Annotated in this window: 16 protein-coding genes; 7 read left to right on the forward strand and 9 right to left on the reverse strand. The window is 72.5% G+C overall.

Translation table 11 applies throughout. The features are described 5' to 3' along the window. Window positions 1-60: 60 nt before the first annotated feature. Both O7542_RS28795 and O7542_RS28800 read right to left on the reverse strand, forming a co-directional pair. Complete coding sequence (locus O7542_RS28795) at window positions 61-1,077, reverse strand: GNAT family N-acetyltransferase (protein ID WP_043328100.1); 1,017 nt, start codon at window positions 1,075-1,077, stop codon at window positions 61-63. A 67-nt stretch (window positions 1,078-1,144) separates the two neighbouring features. Further along, complete coding sequence (locus tag O7542_RS28800; RefSeq protein WP_281605469.1) at window positions 1,145-2,425, reverse strand: murein transglycosylase; 1,281 nt, start codon at window positions 2,423-2,425, stop codon at window positions 1,145-1,147. 37 nt (window positions 2,426-2,462) lie between these two features. On the opposite strand from O7542_RS28800, the gene O7542_RS28805 reads away from it, so the two are divergent. Together O7542_RS28805 and O7542_RS28810 are read left to right on the forward strand one after the other, a co-directional pair. Beyond that, entirely contained in the window at window positions 2,463-2,678 is a 216-nt protein-coding gene (locus O7542_RS28805) for a zinc ribbon domain-containing protein (protein ID WP_043328103.1), read from the forward strand. 155 nt (window positions 2,679-2,833) lie between these two features. Continuing rightward, the gene (locus O7542_RS28810) at window positions 2,834-5,647 is read left to right on the forward strand and encodes an adenylate/guanylate cyclase domain-containing protein (protein ID WP_069087771.1); all 2,814 of its coding nucleotides are present in this window, start codon (window positions 2,834-2,836) and stop codon (window positions 5,645-5,647) included. 64 nt (window positions 5,648-5,711) lie between these two features. Here the strand turns inward: O7542_RS28810 and O7542_RS28815 are convergent, their stop codons facing one another. Next, on the reverse strand, window positions 5,712-6,254 hold the full coding sequence (locus tag O7542_RS28815; RefSeq protein ID WP_064446667.1) for a phospholipase: 543 nt from the start codon (window positions 6,252-6,254) through the stop codon (window positions 5,712-5,714). A 160-nt stretch (window positions 6,255-6,414) separates the two neighbouring features. Continuing rightward, a complete protein-coding gene (locus O7542_RS28820; RefSeq protein WP_281605470.1) occupies window positions 6,415-8,079 on the reverse strand; it encodes a family 10 glycosylhydrolase in 1,665 nt (554 codons plus the stop codon). Window positions 8,080-8,353: 274 nt separating this feature from the next. On the opposite strand from O7542_RS28820, the gene O7542_RS28825 reads away from it, so the two are divergent. Beyond that, complete coding sequence (locus tag O7542_RS28825) at window positions 8,354-9,847, forward strand: amino acid permease (protein WP_043328110.1); 1,494 nt, start codon at window positions 8,354-8,356, stop codon at window positions 9,845-9,847. Window positions 9,848-10,003: 156 nt separating this feature from the next. Further along, a complete protein-coding gene (locus O7542_RS28830) occupies window positions 10,004-11,008 on the forward strand; it encodes a LacI family DNA-binding transcriptional regulator (RefSeq protein ID WP_113973489.1) in 1,005 nt (334 codons plus the stop codon). 185 nt (window positions 11,009-11,193) lie between these two features. Here O7542_RS28830 and O7542_RS28835 read toward each other — a convergent pair whose 3' ends face one another. The 3 genes from O7542_RS28835 to O7542_RS28845 form a co-directional block, all read right to left on the reverse strand. Beyond that, window positions 11,194-11,919 carry a methyltransferase domain-containing protein gene (locus O7542_RS28835; RefSeq protein WP_043328114.1) on the reverse strand — a complete coding sequence of 242 codons (726 nt, stop codon included), beginning with the start codon at window positions 11,917-11,919 and terminating at the stop codon, window positions 11,194-11,196. A 567-nt stretch (window positions 11,920-12,486) separates the two neighbouring features. Next, on the reverse strand, window positions 12,487-12,804 hold the full coding sequence (locus O7542_RS28840; RefSeq protein ID WP_043328117.1) for a hypothetical protein: 318 nt from the start codon (window positions 12,802-12,804) through the stop codon (window positions 12,487-12,489). 38 nt (window positions 12,805-12,842) lie between these two features. Further along, window positions 12,843-14,480, reverse strand: a complete 1,638-nt coding sequence (locus tag O7542_RS28845) for an ABC-F family ATP-binding cassette domain-containing protein (protein ID WP_064446663.1) — start codon at window positions 14,478-14,480, stop codon at window positions 12,843-12,845. 85 nt (window positions 14,481-14,565) lie between these two features. Here O7542_RS28845 and O7542_RS28850 point away from each other — a divergent pair, with 85 nt between their 5' ends. The 3 genes from O7542_RS28850 to O7542_RS28860 all read left to right on the forward strand — a co-directional run bounded on the left by O7542_RS28850 (window position 14,566) and on the right by O7542_RS28860 (window position 16,102). After that, window positions 14,566-15,336, forward strand: a complete 771-nt coding sequence (locus tag O7542_RS28850; RefSeq protein ID WP_274476866.1) for an ROK family protein — start codon at window positions 14,566-14,568, stop codon at window positions 15,334-15,336. Window positions 15,337-15,425: 89 nt separating this feature from the next. Continuing rightward, the gene (locus tag O7542_RS28855; RefSeq protein WP_018787684.1) at window positions 15,426-15,788 is read left to right on the forward strand and encodes a tetratricopeptide repeat protein; all 363 of its coding nucleotides are present in this window, start codon (window positions 15,426-15,428) and stop codon (window positions 15,786-15,788) included. Between the two features lie 59 nt (window positions 15,789-15,847). Beyond that, window positions 15,848-16,102, forward strand: coding sequence for a Smr/MutS family protein (locus tag O7542_RS28860; protein ID WP_064446661.1), 255 nt, complete (start codon window positions 15,848-15,850; stop codon window positions 16,100-16,102). 87 nt (window positions 16,103-16,189) lie between these two features. Here O7542_RS28860 and O7542_RS28865 read toward each other — a convergent pair whose 3' ends face one another. Together O7542_RS28865 and O7542_RS28870 are read right to left on the reverse strand one after the other, a co-directional pair. Beyond that, window positions 16,190-16,429 (reverse strand): hypothetical protein, encoded by a 240-nt coding sequence (locus O7542_RS28865; protein WP_147265155.1) that lies wholly within the window; start codon window positions 16,427-16,429, stop codon window positions 16,190-16,192. Window positions 16,430-16,981: 552 nt separating this feature from the next. Continuing rightward, the gene (locus O7542_RS28870) at window positions 16,982-19,360 is read right to left on the reverse strand and encodes a M28 family peptidase (protein ID WP_281605471.1); all 2,379 of its coding nucleotides are present in this window, start codon (window positions 19,358-19,360) and stop codon (window positions 16,982-16,984) included. Window positions 19,361-19,419 lie beyond the last annotated feature (59 nt).

A 19,419-nucleotide genomic window follows, 5' to 3' on the forward strand; every position in this document is an offset into this window, starting at 1 on the left:
CGAACGTTAAGGGTCTCGTGGGTCCACCGTCCAGCCCTTCGGTGGCCGTCCGGTGAACGGTCAGCGGTGACTGTCCAGCCGGTGCACCAGTTCGGCGACGTCCACCCCGTACTCGCACCAGTCGCGGTCGGGGCGGTAACCCAGCTCGGCGTTGACCTTTAGCATCGACTCGTTGTCCTGCGCGTTCCAGGTCTGCACCTCGACCAGCTGGGGCTCGGCCGAGCGCAGCTCCAGCAGCATCCGCGCCTTGATGGCCCGGTCGATGCCGTAACCACGGTGGTCGTGGACGACGATCGTGTCGTACTGGTCGGCCCGGGTCGGGTGCTGCGCCGGCACCACCACCTCGGTCAGCCCGGCCACGTCCCCGGTCCGCTCGTGCAACGCCAGCACGATGTACGGCTTCATGCCGCGCCGGTGCAACGTGGCGAGACTGTCCCGCAGCCGGTCCGGGTCGTAGGAGCTGGGCCGCAGTTCCACGTCGTCGGAGTCGCGCACCTCGGCCTTGGCCCGCGCGTACGCCTCGAGCAGCTCGTCCGGCGGCCCGCCGGGCCAGAACTCCACGTGATAGCCCGCGCCCACCTCGGCGGCCATCTCGGTCAGCGCCGGCCAGTCCACCGTACGCAGGTCGAGCACGCTGCGGGTCTCCACATAGTCGCGGGTGAAGCCCAGCGACTCGTAGAACGCCACGGCCGGGGTGTCGCCGACCACCTCCACGCCGATCGACTGGAAGCCCTCGTCCCACACCCGGCGGGCGGCCACCCGGACCAGCTCACGGCCGAGCCCGGTGCGCCGGACCGCCGGATGCACCAGCACCTCCAGTACGCCGATGCCGCCCAGCAGCAGCACGTGCACATGCCCGACGATCGCTCCGGGCGTGCCGTCCGGAGCGTCGTCCTCCTGCGCCACCCAGGAGATCCGCCGCTCGCCGGGCATCACCTCGGACAGGTACTCCCGCATGGAGCTCTCCTGCCAGGGCGGGTCCTGCGGCAGGTCGGCCGCCAGGACCGCGTTCAGCGTGTCCAGCAGGGACGCGATCTCGGCGGACGAGGCGGTCCGAGGGTTCCACTCGCGCACCATCACCCGTCTAGCTTGCCGTCAACCGCTGCCGGGGGGAAGGGTTCAGTCCGCGAATGTACGCGAGCGGTCACCTCACGTTGCGGCTGAGCCTGCCGTACTCGTCGGCCTTGTCGAAGACCGCCTGGGCGTACCGGCGCACATCGTTGTACGAGAGGATGGCCCCCCACCAGTCACCCGGGATGGTCATGTTCCGGCCGCCCTTGCACAGATACTGGCCGGCGGCCAGCGCCGCGTCGTCGATGTCGTGGGGGTTCTTCACGCCGTCGTTGTCCGCGTCGGCGCCGATCTCCTGCCAGGTGGTCGGGATGAACTGCATCGGCCCGAGCGCCCGGTCGTAGACGCGGTCGCCGTCGAGCTGCCCCTGGTCGGTGTCGAGGATCCGGGACCGGCCGCCCTGCCCGTCGAGCGGCTGCCCCTTGATCTCCGGCAGGGCCCGGCCGTCGGGCCCGAGCGTGGCGCCGTTGGCCGAGCCGTGCCCGGACTCGACGTGCCCGATGGCGGCGAGCGTGGTCCAGCTCAGCTGGCAGGCACGGTTGGTCTGGGCGAGCACCAGCTCGGCGTAGGCGTACGCCTGGAGCGCCACCACCGGGATGGCGGTGACCGCGCTGACCCGCCTCGCCCAGTCGGCGAGGGCGTCGGCGGGACGACCGGTGGGTGGTGCGACAGTCACGCCGCCGGGCAGCGGCGTTCCGGTCGGCGCGGCGGTGCCGGACAGCCCGGACGGGTCCGGGAACAGGGGCGTCGCGGCGGGCGCGGCGGTCCGCGCCACGGTCGGCTCCGGCAGGGCCTCGTCGACCGACGCCGGCCTGCCGACGGCGGCCGGCACGATCACCGCGCCGGCCGTGGTGGCGGCGCCGACCAGGGCGAGCAGGAACAGCGCCGGCAGCGTGGTCCGCCCGGCGGGGCGGCGGGACCAGGCGCGGGTGGCGCTGGCCGCGCCGACGGCGAGCTGCCGCGGGCGGGTGCGGACGGCGTGCGCGAACGGCACGCGCCGACGTCGCCCGCCGGCCGGCTGCGCGTCGTCCGCCGCCTCGGCCTTCGCCTCCGGCTTCTCGCCGGACGGGGCGCCTGCGTCAGCCTTCGTGTCCGTGTCGGCTCCGGCGTCGGGCGTGCGCCCCGGCTTCGCGTCCGGCTCGGGCTGCGGCTTCGCGCCCGGGTCCGTGCTCGGCTCGCCAGCCGTGGCGTCCGGGTCGCGGGCCGGGCCGGCGGGCGGCTTCGGGGGAATGGGGTCGCGCTCGCGGCGGGGACGCGGGACGGGCCGGGCGTCGCCGTCGGGCGGCACGGCGGGTCGCAGGGGCCGGGCCGTCGCTCGCCGTTCGCCGTCCACCACCCGTCGAGTATCACCCATCCGTGTGACGGCGTCAGGTCCGCCGTACGCTGATGTCATGCCCCGGTACGAGTTCCGTTGCCGCGCCTGCGGCGACACCTTCGAGGTCAACCGCCCGATGGCCGAGGCCGCCCAGCCGGCCACCTGCCCGCGGGGTCACGCCGACACGGTGAAGCTGCTCTCCGCTGTCGCCGTCACCGGGCGTGGTGGTTCCGGCCCGACTGGTGGGATTCCCAGCGGTGGAGGTTGCTGCGGCGGCTCCTGCGGCTGCTGAGTTTCCGCCGCTCGTCCCGCGGGTCGAACCGGCTCTTGCCGCCCGTGTGATCTTTTGGCACCTTGGGTCGGAATCCGCCCAACCGTTCTCACGATGCGTGACGGCGCGATCATAGGGCAGCATGGATCCGACGTCAGCGGGCGGAGGTTCGACGTATGTCGCCAGAACACCACCTCCCGAGCGGGTGGGTGACCTTCGTGTTCACCGACATCGAAGGTTCGACCCGGCTGGCCCGGATGCTGGGCCCGGTCTACCGGCCGGTGCTGCACGAGCATCGCCGGCTGCTGCGGGACACCCTCGCCGGCACCGACGGGGCCGAGCTGCTGACCGAGGGCGACTCGTTCTTCCTCGCGTTCCCGGACGCCGCCGCCGCGGTGCACGCCTGCCTGACCGCGCAGCGCGCGCTCGCCGGTCACGACTGGCCCAACCCGGACGCCACGCCCCGGGTCCGGATGGGACTGCACACCGGCTACGCCGAGCCGCGCGACGGCGAGTACGCCAGCCCCGAGGTGCACCGGGCCGCCCGGGTGGCCGCCGCCGCGCACGGCGGGCAGGTGCTCTGCTCGGCCGCCACCGCCAAGCACGCCGAACCGCTGCCGGACGGTGTGTCCCTGCTGGACCTCGGCCTGCACCGGCTGCGTGGCTTCGACGACCGGGAGCGGCTGTTCCAGCTCGTCGCGCCCGGTCTGGAGCGGCGTTTCCCGCGCCCGCGTACCGCCGACGCGGCGGCTCACAACCTGCCCACCCAGGTCACCTCGTTCGTCGGCCGGCAGGCCGAGCGCGCCGAGCTGGGCCGGCTGGTCGAGGCGTACCGCCTGGTGACGGTGCTCGGCGCGGGCGGCGCCGGCAAGACCCGGCTGGCCGTGGAGCTGGCCTCCGGGATCGTGGAGGACTACCCGGACGGGGTCTGGTTCGTCGACATCGCCGCGGTGACCGACCCGGGGCTCGTGGCGTTCGAGATCGCCGCCGTGCTCGGCCTCCGCCCGGAGCCCGGCCGGCCGATGCTCGACACCCTCGTCGAGTACGCGGCGCCGCGCCGGATGCTCGTGCTGCTGGACACCTGTGACGCCCAGACCGCGGCGTCGGCCGAGGTGATCAGCCGGCTGCTGGCCGGTGGCCGGGGCGTACGGGTGCTGGCGACCAGCCGGGAGTCGTTCGGCGTACCCGGTGAGGTGGTGTGGCGGATCCCGCCGCTGTCGGTGGACGAGGGGCCCGACGGTGGCAGTGACGCGGTGGCGTTGCTGCTGGACCGCACGGCGGTGGCCCGGGGCGGGCGGGCGCCGGAGGCGGCCGAGCAGGCCGACCTGCACCGGGTGGTCCGCCGCCTGGACGGGCTGCCGCTGGCCATAGAGCTGGCCGCCGCCCGGCTGCGGGTGCTCTCCGCCGGGCAGCTGGCGGAGCGGCTGGACGACATGCTGGGCACGCTCGACGCGGGACGGGAGACGGCGGAGCCGCCGCCGGTGGAGGCGGGCTGGAGCGGCAACCAGCAGGACACCGTGGACCTGGTGGCCGCGGCGACCGGCGCCGCACCGCCCACGCCGGCGACCCGCGCGGTGCAGCGCTCGGCCAGTGAGCGGCACCTGACCATCCAGGCGACCGTCACCTGGTCGTACCGGACGCTCGGCGCGCGTTCGGCCCGGCTGCTGCGCTGGATGGCGGTGTTCGCCGGACCGGTGGACCTGCCCACCGTGCAGTGGCTGCTCGGCGAGGACCCGCTCGACCCGCTCTCGGTGCTCGTGGACAAGTCGATGGTGCTGGCCGAGCCGCACGCCTCGGGCAGCACGTACCGGATGCTCGACCCGATCCGGGCGTACGCGGCCCGGCGGCTGGTCGAGGCGGGCGAGGAGCAGAGCGCCCGGGACCGGCACGTGGACTGGTGCCGGCACGCGCTGGACCGGGCGTGCCTCGGGCCGGACGGCCGTCCGGTGACGCTCTCCCTGTACGCGCTGGATCCGCTGGCCGGTGAGTTGCGGGCCGCGCTGCGCTGGTGCGCGACCGGCGGTAGCGCCCGGGCGGGGCTGCGCCTGGCCGGCGACCTGGACCAGTGGTGGCGGGAACGCGGGCTGGCCCGGGAGGGGCGGCTCTGGCTGTTCCGGCTCTACGGCCGGCTCGCCGAGACCGGTGAGGTGATGCCGGAGGCCGAGCTGGCCGCCGCGTACCACATGCATTCGCTGCACGCGGGCGCGGACGGCGAGTTCGGCGAGGAGCTGCGGTACTCGCAGCGGGCCGAGGCGGCCGCCCGGCAGTCCGGTGACCGGGGGCTGCTGGCCCGGGTGCTGGCCGGGCGCGCCGCGCCGCTCGTCGACATGGGCCAGTTCGCCGAGGCGGAGCGGGTCTGCCGCGAGGTGATCGACTGGGCGTACGCGCAGGACGTGGTCGGGGACGCGCTGCTCGCCGTCTACAACCTGGCCGAGCTGCTCTGGCGCCGGGGCGCGCTGGACGAGGCCGCCGAGGTGCTCGCCGCGGCCCGCCCGGTCGAGGCGTCGCGGCCGGCGGAGCGGGGCGGCCGTTCGGTGGACATGCTGCTCGGGATGGTGGCGCTGGCCCGGGGTGACCTGGTGGCGGCACACGAGCACCTGCTGGTGGCGTTGCGGTCGCGGATGAGCCACGGCTACCTGGGCCGGGCCTGCGACACGATCAACGCGATAGCGGTGCGCTGCGCGCTGGCCGGGGACGCGCTCTCCGCGGCCCGGCTGTTCGGCGCGGCGCAGGCCACCCGGTCGAACCTGCGGGCCACGCCGGGGATATACGGCCCGTACTGGGCGGCCCGGCAGGCGGAGCTGCGCCGGGTGCTCGGCGACGAGGCGTTCGACGCCGCCTACGGCGCCGGGGCGGGGCTGCGGCTGGACGAGGTGGCTGCGCTGGCGCTGCACGTCGAGCATCCGGACCTGGCCGCCGACTCGCCCCGGTTCGGCGTTCCCGCGCAGGGCTCCTGGCCGGCGTTCCAGCCGCGCAGCACGGCGGGCTGAGGCGGGCGACCGTTCCGTACTGCGCCGGGGAGCCCGCCGTGCGGCGGACTCCCCGCGTGGTGCGTCAGGCGCGGGCGGCGGCGTGGCGTTCGGCGTCGGCCTTCATCCGGGCGGCGCGGTCGAGGTCGGCCGGGGACACGGCGGCGACCGAACCGAAGACGCTCACCGCCTGGTAGTACGTCCAGGCGAGGCTGTAGCAGGCGGGCCGGACCACCGCGTTGTACGTGGCGCAGACCCGCTTCAGGTCGGCGTAGAAGGCGTTGTCCAGACGGGCCTTGTTGGCGGAGAAGACGCCCATCGCCTTGTGGTTGCGGTAGCCGAAGTCGTGCCGGTAGCAGGAGAGCTTGAAGTTGAAGCCGATCGGGTTGTCCGGGCTGGACGAGCAGTAGTCGGTGGACCAGTCGAAGCCGTACTCGGTCCAGGGGGACCGGTTCTGCCGGGCGCTGTTCCAGGCGTTGTAGCTGGACGCGCTGGTCTGCGTCCAGCTGGTCAGGACGGACAGCTTCTGCTGGGTGCTCACCGCGGCGGCGGCCGGCGTGGCCAGACCGAGCAGTGTGAGCAGGGCGAGTGCGCCGGCGGCGAGGGTGGTGGCGAGGCGACGGGACACGGGAACCTCCGCGTGGTGGTGGCCGGGATCTCCGGGTGTCGACAAGTGTCGATCAAAGGGGTGAGCTGGGGCGATGCCCCGGGGAACGGCTCGCTGACATCCGCCTGAACAGACGAATGCCCCCGGACCGGCGAGGCGGCCCGGGGGCATTCGGGGTGAATCAGCGGACGAAGCGCGGCGGGCTCGCCGGGCTCTCGTTCGCCAGCCGGTCCAGCGCGGTCACGTAGTAGGTGTACCGGGCGCCGTCGGCCGCCGTGGTGTCCACCCAGGACTGCACGGTGCCGTCGGTGGCCCGCACGGTGCCGACCAGGTGCGAGGCGTCGGCGAAGTCGCAGCGCCCGGCCAGGCCGTGCCCGTCGAACCGGTAGATCGCGTACGACGCGGCGGTGCCGAGCGGGCCCTTGCCGTCGGCCGGCTGACGCCAGCTCAGGCGTACCCCGTCCGCCTCCCGCTGGGCCTTGGTGACCACCGGGAACAGCAGCGGCTTGCGCGGCAGGTGCGTCATGGTGGGCACCAGCGCGGGGCGGGAGTAGTGCTCGACGGCGTAGATGTCGGTGGCGCCAAGCCGGTTCGCCCGTACCTGCACCGCGGAGAAGTGCACGTTGCCGAGCACCTCCGGGTACGACCGGTTGAGCGTCAGGTGGTTCGACAGCTCCTGCGGGTTCATCCAGAACGACCCGTACGCCGGGTCACCGCTCTTGTAGTCGGCCTGGCCGATGTAGAGCTGCACCCGCGTGCCGCGCACCTGCTCGGCCCACCACGGCACGAGCCGGGCGTAGTCGGCGGCCGGGTACTGGCCGATGTACCAGTAGAGCTGCGGCACGATGTAGTCGATCCACTCCTCCTTGACCCACTTGCGGGAGTCGGCGGAGATGATGTCGTACGACTGCGAGCCGGTGGTGTCCGAGCCGTTCGGGTCGGCCGACGCGTTGCGCCAGATGCCGAACGGGCTGACGCCGAACTTCACCCACGGCTTGACCGCCTTGATCTTGGCGTTCATCTCCTGGATCAGCAGGTTGATGTTGTCCCGCCGCCAGTCGGCCTTGTCCGTGAAGCCCCTGTTGTACGCCGCGAACGTGGCGTCGTCGGGCACCTGGTAGGTGCCGCTCGGGTACGGGTAGAAGTAGTCGTCGAAGTGCACGCCGTCGATGTCGTACCGCTTGACCGCGTCCATCATCGCGGTCTGGACGAACTCGCGGACCTCGGGGACGCCGGGGTTGTAGTAGAGCCGGCTGCCGGCGACGCCGGCGGGCGGGTAGGCGAAGACCCAGTCGGGGTGCTGGCGGGCCGGGCTGTCCGGGGCCAGTTGCGACAGGTCGGCGCCGGCGCCGCCGGGGGCGGGCATGGAGACGCGGTACGGGTTGAACCAGGCGTGGAACTCCAGGTTCCGCTTGTGTGACTCGTCGACCAGGAAGGCCAGCGGGTCCCAGCCGGGGTTCTTGCCGCGTACGCCGGTCAGGTACTCCGACCACGGCTCGTACGGCGAGGGCCAGAACGCGTCGGCGGTCGGGCGGACCTGGACCACGACGGCGTTGTGGTTGAGCTTCTGGGCCAGGTCGAGCCAGGCCAGGTATTCGGCCTTCTGCTTGGCCACCTGGTCCGGCGCGGTCCAGGAGTCCTTTGTGGGCCAGTCGATGTTCGTCACCGAGGCGATCCACATGGCCCGGAACTGGCGCTTGGGGGTGGCCGGGTCGGTGACGCAGTCGGTGGAGGGGGAAGTGGCGGTGCTGGTGTCGTCGGGTGCGGCCTGCGCCGGCGTGCCGGCGACCAGCGCGCTGAGCAGCGCCGCGGCCAGCGCGGCGGCTCCGAGCCGAGTTGCCTTCATGCGGTGCGGTCCCTTCGTCGGGTCCGGGGGGACGATCGGCGGGCGGGGTTGCGGCAAGATTCGCCGCACTGCCCACGCCTCCGGTAGGAAACTTTCATCTATCCGTGTCCGGCGCAAGACCTTGACCGGTGATCGATGTCCCGCGCCGTCCGACCTCGGCCGGATCGTGACGATTCCGATACCTGCCGTGCGGGATTGGAGCGGAAAACGGCTGGGTAGCTAGCCCGGTCACAGACCGCCACCGTGGCGGCCACACGGCGGGGGAGGTGATCAGATGTCGGTCCTGCGAACCAAGCCGATCGGGGACGTGCTCGCCCAGGGCGACGCCGACGGCGAGGACGGCAAGCCGGGACTGCGGCGCCGGCTCGGCGCGGTCGACCTGATGGGCTTCGGCATCGGCATCGTGATCGGCACCGGCATCTTCACGCTCACCGGTGTCGAGGCGCGCAACAGCGCCGGGCCGGGCGTGGTGATCTCGTTCGGCATCGCCGGCCTGGTCGCGCTGCTCGCCGCGCTCTGCTACGCCGAACTGGCCAGCAGCGTGCCGACCGCCGGCAGCGCCTACACCTACGCGTACGCGACGATGGGCGAGATCGTCGCCTGGATCATCGGCTGGGACCTGCTGCTGGAGTTCGCGCTCGGCGCGGCGGTGGTGGCCCGCGGCTGGTCCGGCTACCTCGCCGACCTGTTCGGCCTGCCCAGCGCCTGGTTCGCCGAGGAGGGCAGCGTCGTCAACCTCGGCGCGATCGGCATCGTGCTGGTGCTCGGCGTGGTCGCCATCGTCGGCATCCGGGAGTCCGCCCGGGTCACCAACCTGCTGGTGCTGGTCAAGGTGGCGATCTGCGCCTTCGTGATCATCGCCGGGCTGTTCTTCGTCAAGGCGGCCAACCTCAGCCCGTTCATCCCGGCCGCCGAGCCGGCCGGCGCCGGGGACGACGGCATCAAGCAGCCGGTCACCCAGGTCATCTTCGGGCTGGAGCCCTCCGTCTTCGGTTTCGTCGGGGTGCTCACCGCCGCCGCAGTGGTGTTCTTCGCGTACACCGGGTTCGAGGCCGTGGCGAACCTGGGTGAGGAGACCCGCAAGCCCAAGCGGGACCTGCCGCTGGGTCTGCTCGGCACGCTGCTCATCTCCACGGTGCTCTACATCGGCGTCTCGCTGGTCGTGGTCGGCATGGTCAAGTACACCGAGATCGACGAGGGCGCGCCGATCGCGTCCGCGTTCCGGGCGGTCGGCGCCGGCTGGGCCGCGGTGCTCGTCTCCATCGCCGCCGTCGCCGGGCTCACCAGCGTGATCCTGGTCGACCTGGTGGCCATGGGCCGGATCGGCTTCGCCATCGCCCGGGACGGGCTCATCCCGCCCGCCATCGCCAAGGTGCACCCGCGCTGGGGTACCCCGTACCGGATCGCCGGGATCATGACCGTCGCGGTGGCGCTGCTCGCCGGTTTCCTTCCGCTGTCGGCGCTGGCCGACCTGGTCAGCATCGGCGCGCTCTGCGCGTTCACGCTGGTCGCGATCGCGGTGCCGATCCTGCGCAAGCGCCGGCCCGACCTGGAGCGGCCGTTCAAGGTGCCGTTCTCGCCGGTGCTGCCGATCCTCACCGCCGTGGCGTGCCTCTACCTGAGCCTGAACCTGTCGGTGGAGACCTGGCTGCGGTTCCTCGCCTGGATGCTGATCGGCGCGGTCATCTACTTCGGGTACGGCCACCGCAAGAACCGGCTCGCCCGGCGCGAGCACTCGGACACCCCCGAGCCCGCCCCCACCCCCTGAGGCGGGCACCGCGGAGCCCTCCCGACGCGCGGGTCGGGAGGGCTCCGCCCTGATCGACCGTGAATTTCTGCAACGTTGTAACTCTCCGTGTGAAGAGGTCGTCACGTCGTCGTGAGGCGGTACAGTGCGGCCAGCGTTCACCGGGAGGACAGTTCAGTGCGGCACAGGCTCAAGGACGTCGCGGAGCGGGCCGGAGTGTCGGTGAAGACCGTTTCCAACGTCGTCAACGGCTACCAGCACGTACGCGCCGACACCCGGGCCCGGGTCGAGGAGGCCATCGCCGCGCTCAACTACCGGCCCAACCTGTCGGCCCGCAACCTGCGCAAAGGGCGTACCGGGGTGATCGCCCTGGCCGTGCCCGAGCTCGACATCCCCTACTTCGCCGAGCTGGCCCGGCACGTCGTCACCGCCGCCGCCGACCACGACTGGACGGTGCTCATACACCAGACCGGCGGCGGCTCCGAGCAGGAGCGCAAGGCCGCCAGCGGCATCGGCGACCACATGATCGACGGCCTGATCCTGAGCCCGCTCGCGCTCACCTCCGACGACCTCGCCGCCCTGCACGGCCTGCCCGTGGTGCTGCTCGGCGAACGGGTCGACAACGGCCCCGCCGACCACATCATGATCGACAACGTGGCCGCCGCCCGGGAGATCACCGCCCACCTGATCGGGCTCGGCCGCCGCCGGATCGCCGCGATCGGCTCCCAGCGCACCCCCGAGGGCGCCAGCGCCCGGCTCCGCCTGGCCGGCTACACCGCCGCGCTGGCCGAGGCCGGCATCGCGTACGACGACCGCCTGGTGGCGCCCGCGCCGGCCTGGCACCGCGCGGACGGCGCCGCCGCCATGCGGCACCTGCTCGCCACCGGGGTACGCCCCGACGCCGTCTTCTGCTTCAACGACACGCTCGCGCTCGGCGCGCTGCGCGCCCTGCACGAGGCGGGCCTGCGCGTGCCCGAGGACGTCGCGGTGGCTGGCTTCGACGACATCGAGGACGGCCGCTTCTCGATCCCGACGCTGACCACAGTCGCCCCCGACAAGGAACGCATCGCCCGCCTGGCGGTCGAGCTCCTGGCCGGACGTCTCGGCCCCGACCGCGACTCCCCACCCCGCGAGCTGGTAACCCCTCACCACCTAGCCCTGCGAGAGTCCGCCCCCCTCTAGCCCCGCGTCTCAGCCGCGTCTCAGCCGCGTCTCGGCCGCGTCTCGGCCGCGTCCCAGCCGCGTCCCGGCCGCGTCTCAGCCGCGTCGATCATGAAGTTGGCGGCGATGTCGATCTCCTTGAGTGCCGCCAACTTCATGATCGACGGGGTGGGTCCGGGTCCGGGGTGGGGCCGGCTCGGCCGGGGTCAGTCGAAGAAGCGGGCCAGGTGGGATGCGGGTGGGGGCGGCGCGTCCGGGGGCAGGGGAGTGAGGTCGGCGAAGACCGACGCGCCGTCGCAGCCGACGTGCAGCGGATACCAGCGCGGCGTACCCGGCGGGCGCTGACCGCAGATGCCCTTGAACGTCTGCACGTCCAGCAGGCGTACGTGGGTCGGGTCGGCCACCGCGTTCACGTGCCGCCACCAGGGGCTCATCACGTGGAGCACACCGCCGGGCCGCAGCACCCGGTGGCACTCGTCGAACAGCGGCAGGAAGTCGATCAGGTGCTCGACGATGTGCACCGCGAAGAACACGTCCACCGAGGCGTCGCGCAGCGGCAGCGAGCCGGCGAGATTGGCGACCGCGTTCACCCCCGGCGCCGGATAGATGTCCAGCCCCAGGTTGCCCGGCCACTGCTTGGTCGCACCGCAGCCCAGGTCGACCACCACCGGCGCCCGCCCGCCCACGGCGACCCGGCACCAGACCCCGAGTACGCCCGACAGCCGGCCGATCAACTCCCGTACCAGCCGCAACTGCGCCGGGTCGGCGACCGCGCCGGTCAGGTGCGCCACCCCCCGGTCGAAGCGCACCTCGACGGTCGTCCCGCGTAGCCGCTCGTCGTGCCGGACCAGGTCGGCCCATGCCTCGGCGAGAAACTCGTCGGTTTGCCGGAGTCGCTCACCCGAGAGCGCGGTCTGCCCCATCGCCACCATGCGCCACCTCCGGCGGCCCGTTACCCCCATTTCACCCCAATATGCCCCGACCCGTCCGCCGTCCTCCTCCACCCCGTCCCGCCGTCCGCCCCGCCCCACCCCGTTGATCAAGGAGTTTGTGTCACCAGAAGACGCCCGCGAGGACACAAACTCCTTGATCACCGGGGCGCGCCCGAGATCTTGGAAGATTTCGGCCGTCATGGGGGCACTTTCCTTCCAAGATCTCCCGCGACTCGGGGATCAAGGAGTTCGTGCTGGCGTCGGCGTGGATGGACCCGAACTCCTCGATCGCGAGAGGCCACCCCCCACCCCGTTGATCAAGGAGTTTGTGTCCTTTTTCGAGGGCGACGTCCACACGAACTCCTTGATCACCGCCGGTTTCGGGGCGGGGTGCACGCTCCGACGGGAGGCTTGGGGGCGGGCGCTGTCGATCATGGAGTTGTGGCCCGGGCCAAGCTCGCAAAAGGGGCAGGCGAGGGGCCGCAACTGCAAGATCGACGCGCTGAGGGGCGGGAGGGGCGGGGAGGGAGGGGCGGCGGGCGGGCGGGAGGGAGGGAGGGAGGAGGGTCAGGGGGAGAGGGTTCGGCGGATGGTGCGGGAGCTGCGCATCCGCTGGCGCGGCTGGGCGGCCGCTGCCTTCGGGCGCTTGAGGTGGTAGCGGTGCAGCTCGTTGTTGCCGGGCAGCGACGGGTCCTCGCTCATCGCGACCAGTTCCCAGCCCTGGTCACCGGCCCGGTTCAGGTGGGCCAGCGCGGTGTCGCCGTACGGTGTCACGTCGATCATGGAGCCGTCCGGGCCGTACCAGATGAAGACGACCTCGAACCCGAGGTCGGTCGACGCGGGTTGACGACGACGGACCAGCAGCGCGTACTCCCACTTGAGCATGCGCTCATTGTGGACCCGCACGCGCGACTCGGCATGGATCAGTGTTCGGCGATCCGTCCGTCCGCCACGCGCAGCCGCCGGTTGACGCTCACCGCGTCGAGCATCCGCCGGTCGTGGGTCACCAGCAGCAGCGTGCCCGGGTAGCTCGCCAGCGCCGATTCGAGCTGCTCGATCGCGGCCAGGTCGAGGTGGTTGGTCGGCTCGTCGAGCACCAGCAGGTTCACGCCTCGCCCCTGCAGCAGCGCCAGCGCGGCCCGGGTCCGCTCGCCGGGGGACAGCGTCGCCGCCGGCCGCAGCACGTGGTCGGCCCGCAGCCCGAACTTCGCCAGCAGCGTCCGCACGTCCGCCGGGGCGAGATCGGGTACGGCGGCGCCGAACGCGTCGAGCAGCGGCTGGTCGCCGAGGAAGAGTCCCCGGGCCTGGTCGACCTCGCCGACCACCACGCCGGGGCCGAGCGCGGCGTGCCCCTCGTCCAGCGGGAGCCGCCCGAGCAGCGCGGCGAGCAGGGTGCTCTTGCCGGAGCCGTTCGCCCCGGTGATCGCCACCCGGTCGGCCCAGTCGATCTGCAGGTCCACCGGGCCGAGCGTGAAGCCGCCACGGCGTACCACTGCTCCTCGCAGCGAGGCCACGACGGCGCCGGCGCGGGGCGCGGCGGCGATCTCCATCCGCAGCTCCCACTCCTTGCGCGGCTCCTCGACCACCTCCAGCCGCTCGATCAGCCGGGCCGTCTGCTTGGCCTTCGCGGCCTGCTTCTCGGTCGACTCGGTGCGGAACTTGCGGCCGATCTTGTCGTTGTCGGTGGCCTTGCGGCGGGCGTTCTTGACGCCCTTCTCCATCCACGCCCGCTGGGTGCGGGCGCGCGCCTCCAGGTCGGCCTTCGTGTCGGCGTACTCCTCGTACTCCTCGCGGGCGTGCCGGCGCGCCACCTCCCGCTCCTCCAGATAGGCCGCGTAGCCACCGCCGAAGTGGTTGACCTGCCGCTGATGCAGGTCCAGCTCGACGATCCGGGTGACGGTGCGGGTGAGGAACTCGCGGTCGTGGCTGACCACCACGGTCCCGGCGCGCAGCCCGGTGACGAAGCGTTCCAGCCGGTCCAGCCCGGCCAGGTCGAGGTCGTTCGTGGGCTCGTCGAGCAGGAAGACGTCGTACCTGCTGAGCAGCAGCGACGCGAGCCCGGCGCGGGCGGCCTGCCCGCCGGACAGGCCGGTCATCGGATGGTCGAGGCCGACGTCGAGACCCAGCTCCGCGGCGACCTGCGCGGCCCGCTCGTCCAGGTCCGCGCCGCCGAGGTCGAGCCAGCGTTCCAGAGCATTCGCGTACGCGTCGTCGGCGCCCGCCGCCCCGGCGGTGAGCGCCTCGGTGGCGGCGTCGAGCGCGGCCTGCGCGGCGCTGACCCCGGTGCGCCGGGCCAGGAACTCGCGGACCGTCTCGCCCGGCCGGCGCTCCGGCTCCTGCGGCAGGTAGCCGACCGTCGCCGTGGGCGGGCTGAGCGAGACCGTGCCCTGCTCGCGTGGGACCAGCCCGGCGAGGGTACGCAGCAGCGTGGACTTGCCCGCGCCGTTGACCCCGACCAGACCCACCACGTCGCCGGGCGCGACGACCAGGTCGAGGTCTTCGAAGAGGAGGCGGTCACCGTGGCCGGCGGTGAGGTCCTTGGCGATCAACGTGGCGCTCATCAGGGCACCGAGCCTACCGGCGTGCGCATCCGGATTACCGCGACCCACGCTTGCGGCGGCACCGATCTGAGGGAGACTCACAGCCGTGGTGACCACACTGGCGATCGACTGCGGTGGCGGCGGGATCAAGGCCTCCGTGCTGGATGCCGCCGGGACCATGCGCGCGCGGCCGTTGCGCGTGCCCACGCCGTACCCGCTGCCGCCTGCCTTGTTCGTCAAGACGCTGCTGGATCTCGGCGCCCGCCTGCCCACGGCGGACCGGCTCACCGTCGGCATGCCCGGCATGATCCGGCACGGCGTCGTGGTGGCGACGCCGCACTACGTGACCCGCTCCGGGCCGCGCAGCCGCGTCGACCCCGAGTTGCTGGCCGAGTGGTCCGGCTACGACGCGCGCACCGCGCTGGCCGAGGCGTTCGGCGTACCGGCGCTGGTGCTCAACGACGCCGAGGTGCACGGCGCGGGCGTGGTCGCCGGGGCCGGCTGCGAGCTGGTGCTGACACTCGGCACCGGGCTGGGCAGCGCGCTGTTCGACGGCGGGGTGCTGGCGCCGCACCTGGAGCTGTCGCACGCGCCGGTGCGGTGGAACACCACCTACGACACGTACGTGGGGGAGCCGGAACGGCGGCGCCTCGGCGACGCGTTCTGGTCCCGGCGGATCCGGCAGGTGGTGGACGGCCTGCGGCCGGTGTTCCGCTGGGACCGGCTCTACCTCGGCGGCGGCAACTCCCGGCTGATCCGGCCCGAGCAGGTGGCCCGGATGGGCGACGACGTGGTGATCGTCCCGAACACGGCCGGAATCGTGGGCGGTGTCCGGGCCTGGGACCTGGTCGGCGGCCGGTACGACCCCACAACCTGATCTTTCGCCCCGCAGGAACACTCGCGCTCCCGCCGGTGTTGTGCCAGCGTCGGACCAAGGGCCTGGCGCGACACGAGGAGGTGGGTCGAGTGGATCTTCTGGCGGAGTACCGGCGGGCGACCATGTTCTTCGAAGCGGGTGACCCGACCGGAGCGGCCCGGCTGCTCGAACCGATCATCGAGGCCGAGCCGGACAACTCGTCGGTCCGGCAGCTGCTGGCCCGCGCCTACTTCCAGTCGGCTCAGCTCAACCGGGCCGAGGAGCAGTTGCGCGAGCTGGTCGACCGGGACCCGAGCGACCACTACGCGCACCACGTGCTCGGCCGCACGCTGGAGCGGATGAACCGGCCCGTGGACGCGCTGCGGCACCTGCGCATCGCGGCCGCGATGTACTCGACGAACACCGACTACGCCACCGCGCTGCGCCGGGTGGAGGGCAAGGTCGGCCGTTGACTGATCACGCGGAAGGGCAGCCCGCCCGGGCTGCCCTTCCGCGTACCTAGGATGGGACCGTGAAGCTCAAGCTCGACCTCCACGACATCTACAACAAGGGCCACGACATCGATCGTGCACTGCGCGGGATCATCGACGAGGCGGTGGCGAAGAAGGCCACCCTCGTGGAGATCATCCCGGGTAAGGGGTCGGGCGCGCTGAAGAAGAAGGTGCTGCGGTTCCTCGACCAGAAGGACGTGAAGCAGCTCTACCACCGGGTCGAGAAGGACTCGAAGAACTTCGGCCGTTTGTTCGTGCATTTCCGCTGGAAGTAGAACCGGCATGCCCCCTGGGTCGTTCAGAGGGGGCCGAAAGCAAGATCATGCCGTTTCCGGGTGCTCCGGCACGTACCGCCGTCCGTGTCAGAACTTGGGGTTTATGTAGCTACCCCAGGTCCAATTCTGGTCTTCATCGCTCATGCCGCGGATATCAATATCGAGCGGTTCGAGGTGGGCCGCCGGAAGGGGGTCCGAGTCTACGATAACTTGCAGGGAGCCGGTGAGAGTGTAGTATCCGGAACGCGGATCAATGCACTCTTTCCAGTTGTAGTTCGCGGCAGTGAGATAGATACTTCTTTCCTGATAGCCTTCCTGGTTGAGCATGACGTGACCCCACGAGTAGGTACCCGAGGCGAGCTGGATCTGCCTGGAGATGCACGCAGTGGCCATGCCCTCCGCCGGGATCCGCGCAAGCTTCGTCGACTTGGTCAGGTAAGCGGTTGCGGCGGCATTCGCAGGAGACGCGACTCCAACCAGACCTGCGGCTATGAGAATCGACGCAACAGCGGACCGCAATTTAATCAGACGCAAGGAATCCCCCGATAGTTGGGCCACACACCTTCCGTGAGCGGCCGGTGCCCGTTGCTCGTAGCAAGCTATCGAGGAAGATGAGCGGGCGCAAGGGCATGATGTCTGTCACGAAGCGCTACCGCTCGTAAGCATTTCCTGGTTGTTGCGCTCAGGCACTCCTGGATGGCTAATGGCGCAGTCGGGGGAGAGTGCCGTTCAACATCAGGCCGTTTACCGGCCGCCCCATCGCTGTCAGCACGATCGGGCGCGGCTTGCTCTAGCTTGATCCACTCCAGTACGCCGAAGTGGCGGTATCCCGGCGCGGGGATACCGCCACTTCGGCGAGGTGGTGCAAGTAAGTGGCGGTCAGAGCGGGTACGTGCGCGCCACCGCCAGCATCTCCGAGCTGTGCGAGCCGACCACGCCCACACCCTCCGGCCGCTCCCGGAACCCGGGCACCCCGGAGAGCCCGTCACTGGCGTCCATCGCGCGCACCGAAACGGCGCCGGCGCCGGGCACGAGCGTCAGCGTCACCTCGACACCCTCCGGCGGCGGGGCGTGGAACACGATCCCGAACCCCCACTTCCCGCCGCCCGGCTCGACCGGCAGGTCCCGCCCGGCCACCGAGGCGGACCGCACGGTGGCGGTGCTGGTGTCGACGTGCAGCGTGAGCAGGCGTACCTGCCGCTGCGGCGTCACGCGCACCCGCAGCACGCGCTGGTCACCGGTGCGGGTGTCGGAGAGCAGGTCCAGCTTCGGGGCGGGCAGGGGCGCCGCGGCGGCCGGCCCGGCGCGCATCTCACTGTTGCCCAGCCCGGGGAAGTCGTCGGCCACCGCGATGCTCCGGTCGACGTAGCCGTCGGTCCAGGGCTGCGGCTTCTCCTCGCGCGTGAGCCAAGCCGCCTTCCCGGTGCCCGCGTCCAGCGCGTACATCAGGTGGGTCGGCACGGGATGCGCAGCGTCGAAGCGGTCCACGGCGAGGCCGACCCCGGCGAGCACCACCGCGGCCAGCGCGGCGGCCGCGGCGGGCAGCGCGCCGAGCCGGCGTGCGCGCAGCGCGAGCAGGCCGCGCTGGCCGCCGGCCCGGGGGTGCAGCAGGTCCACCACCGGGAGTACGGCGAGGCCGAGCAGCACCGCGACGAGCGCGGCAACAGCGCCCATGCCCATGCCGAGCGCCGGGAACAGCAGCACCACCGGCGGCAGCAGGATCACCACCGCCACGGCGGCGGCGAGCGTCACCGCGACCACCGGCCACGGTCCGTCGCGCCGGGTGGCGAGCGCGGCGAAACCGGCGAGCGCGCCGGCCAGGGCGGGCAGTGTCGTCAGGTACGCCCCGCCGGGCACCGCCACCGCGAGCAGCACTCCGAACACGGCGAGCCAGGCCAGCCCGCCGAACGCCAGCGCGGCCGGGCCGACGCGGCGGCGCAGCAGCGCGTACCAGCAGAACAGCACCGCGGCGGAGAGCGCCACCACGGCGAGCCGGTACCAGACCGGGCGGTACGGGTCGAGCAACTCGGCGTACCCGGGGCGGATCGTGGTGATCGCGGCCCAGAGCAGCCACGCGCCGAGCGGCGCCACGACGACCGGCAGCAGGGTCAGGCCGAAGCCGGCGGCGAGCGTGCCGGCGGTGGCGCGGCCCCGGCGGCGCAGGAGCCAGCCGAGCGCGCCGACGGCGAGCAGCGCGGCGACGGCGAGCGGCAGCGTCAGCCAGCCGGGGTAGCGGACGAGCCCGCCGAGCACCGGGAAGTAGGTGTCGTCGTGGCCGGCGCTCAGGTCGCCCAGGTCGGTGCGGCCGAACTCGCGGGCCAGGCCGAGCGCGTTGTCGCCGTGCATCTGGAGGCTGCCCCGGTCCACCCGGGCCGGCACGTCCAGCGGGGTGTGGTAGATCGCGCCACCGTCGATGTACGCGGAGTTGAGCCCGACGAACTTCCGGTCCAGGAACGCGGTGAAGTCGGTGTCGTTCGGCAGCGCCCGGTAGATCTCCACCGCGAACGAAGTGCCCACCGGGTGCGGCGCGGCCTTGCCGAACACCTCCACCAGCTTCGCGTTGTTCCGGGACGTCTCGAACATGATCACCGGGCCGGTGGAGCCGCGCGCCTCCAGGTTGAGCACCACCCCGCCGTCACGGGCGAGCGGGTGGTCGCCGGCGAACCCGGCGGCCCCGCACAGGCACGCCTCCTCCGCGTCGGTGAGCACGAAGACGATGTCGTTGCGGGGGCGCGGGCCGGTGGTGAGCGCCCGGGCCACCTCCAGGATCGTGGCGGTGCCGGCGGCGTCGTCGTTGCCGCCCGGCCCGGTCTGCACCGAGTCGTAGTGGGAGACCAGGAACACCTTCCCGGTCGGGTCGGTGCCGGGGAGCCGGGCCACCACGTTGCGGACCCGGGCCAGCGTGGCCCCGCCGGCCGCGCCGGACAGCTGCCCGGCCTCGGGCGCCACCGCGTCCTGCACCTCGGTCTGCAGGCCCAGCCCGCGCAGCGTCGCCACCAGGTGCTCGCGTACCCGGTCGTTCGCGGCGCTGCCCGCCACGTGCGGCTCGGCGGCGATCACCTCGACGTTCCGGTACGCCCGGGCGGCGCTGAATTCGCGCTCGGGCGCGTCCGCCGGGGCCGGCGCCGGGGTGGAGAGGCCGACCAGGACGCCCGCCCCGACGGCGAGCAGCGCGATCAGCGCGGCGACGGCGCTGGTCAGCCGGCGGCGGGGCTTGGTGAGCGCCCGGTCGGCGGGACGGGTGGGGGGTGCGCCCACGGGGACTCCTCGGGGTGGATCAACGGGGTGGGCATCATCCTGCACCCCCGGGGGCTGCG

The organism is Micromonospora sp. WMMC264, assembly GCF_027497275.1.
Taxonomy (GTDB): Bacteria; Actinomycetota; Actinomycetes; order Mycobacteriales; family Micromonosporaceae; genus Micromonospora; species Micromonospora chalcea.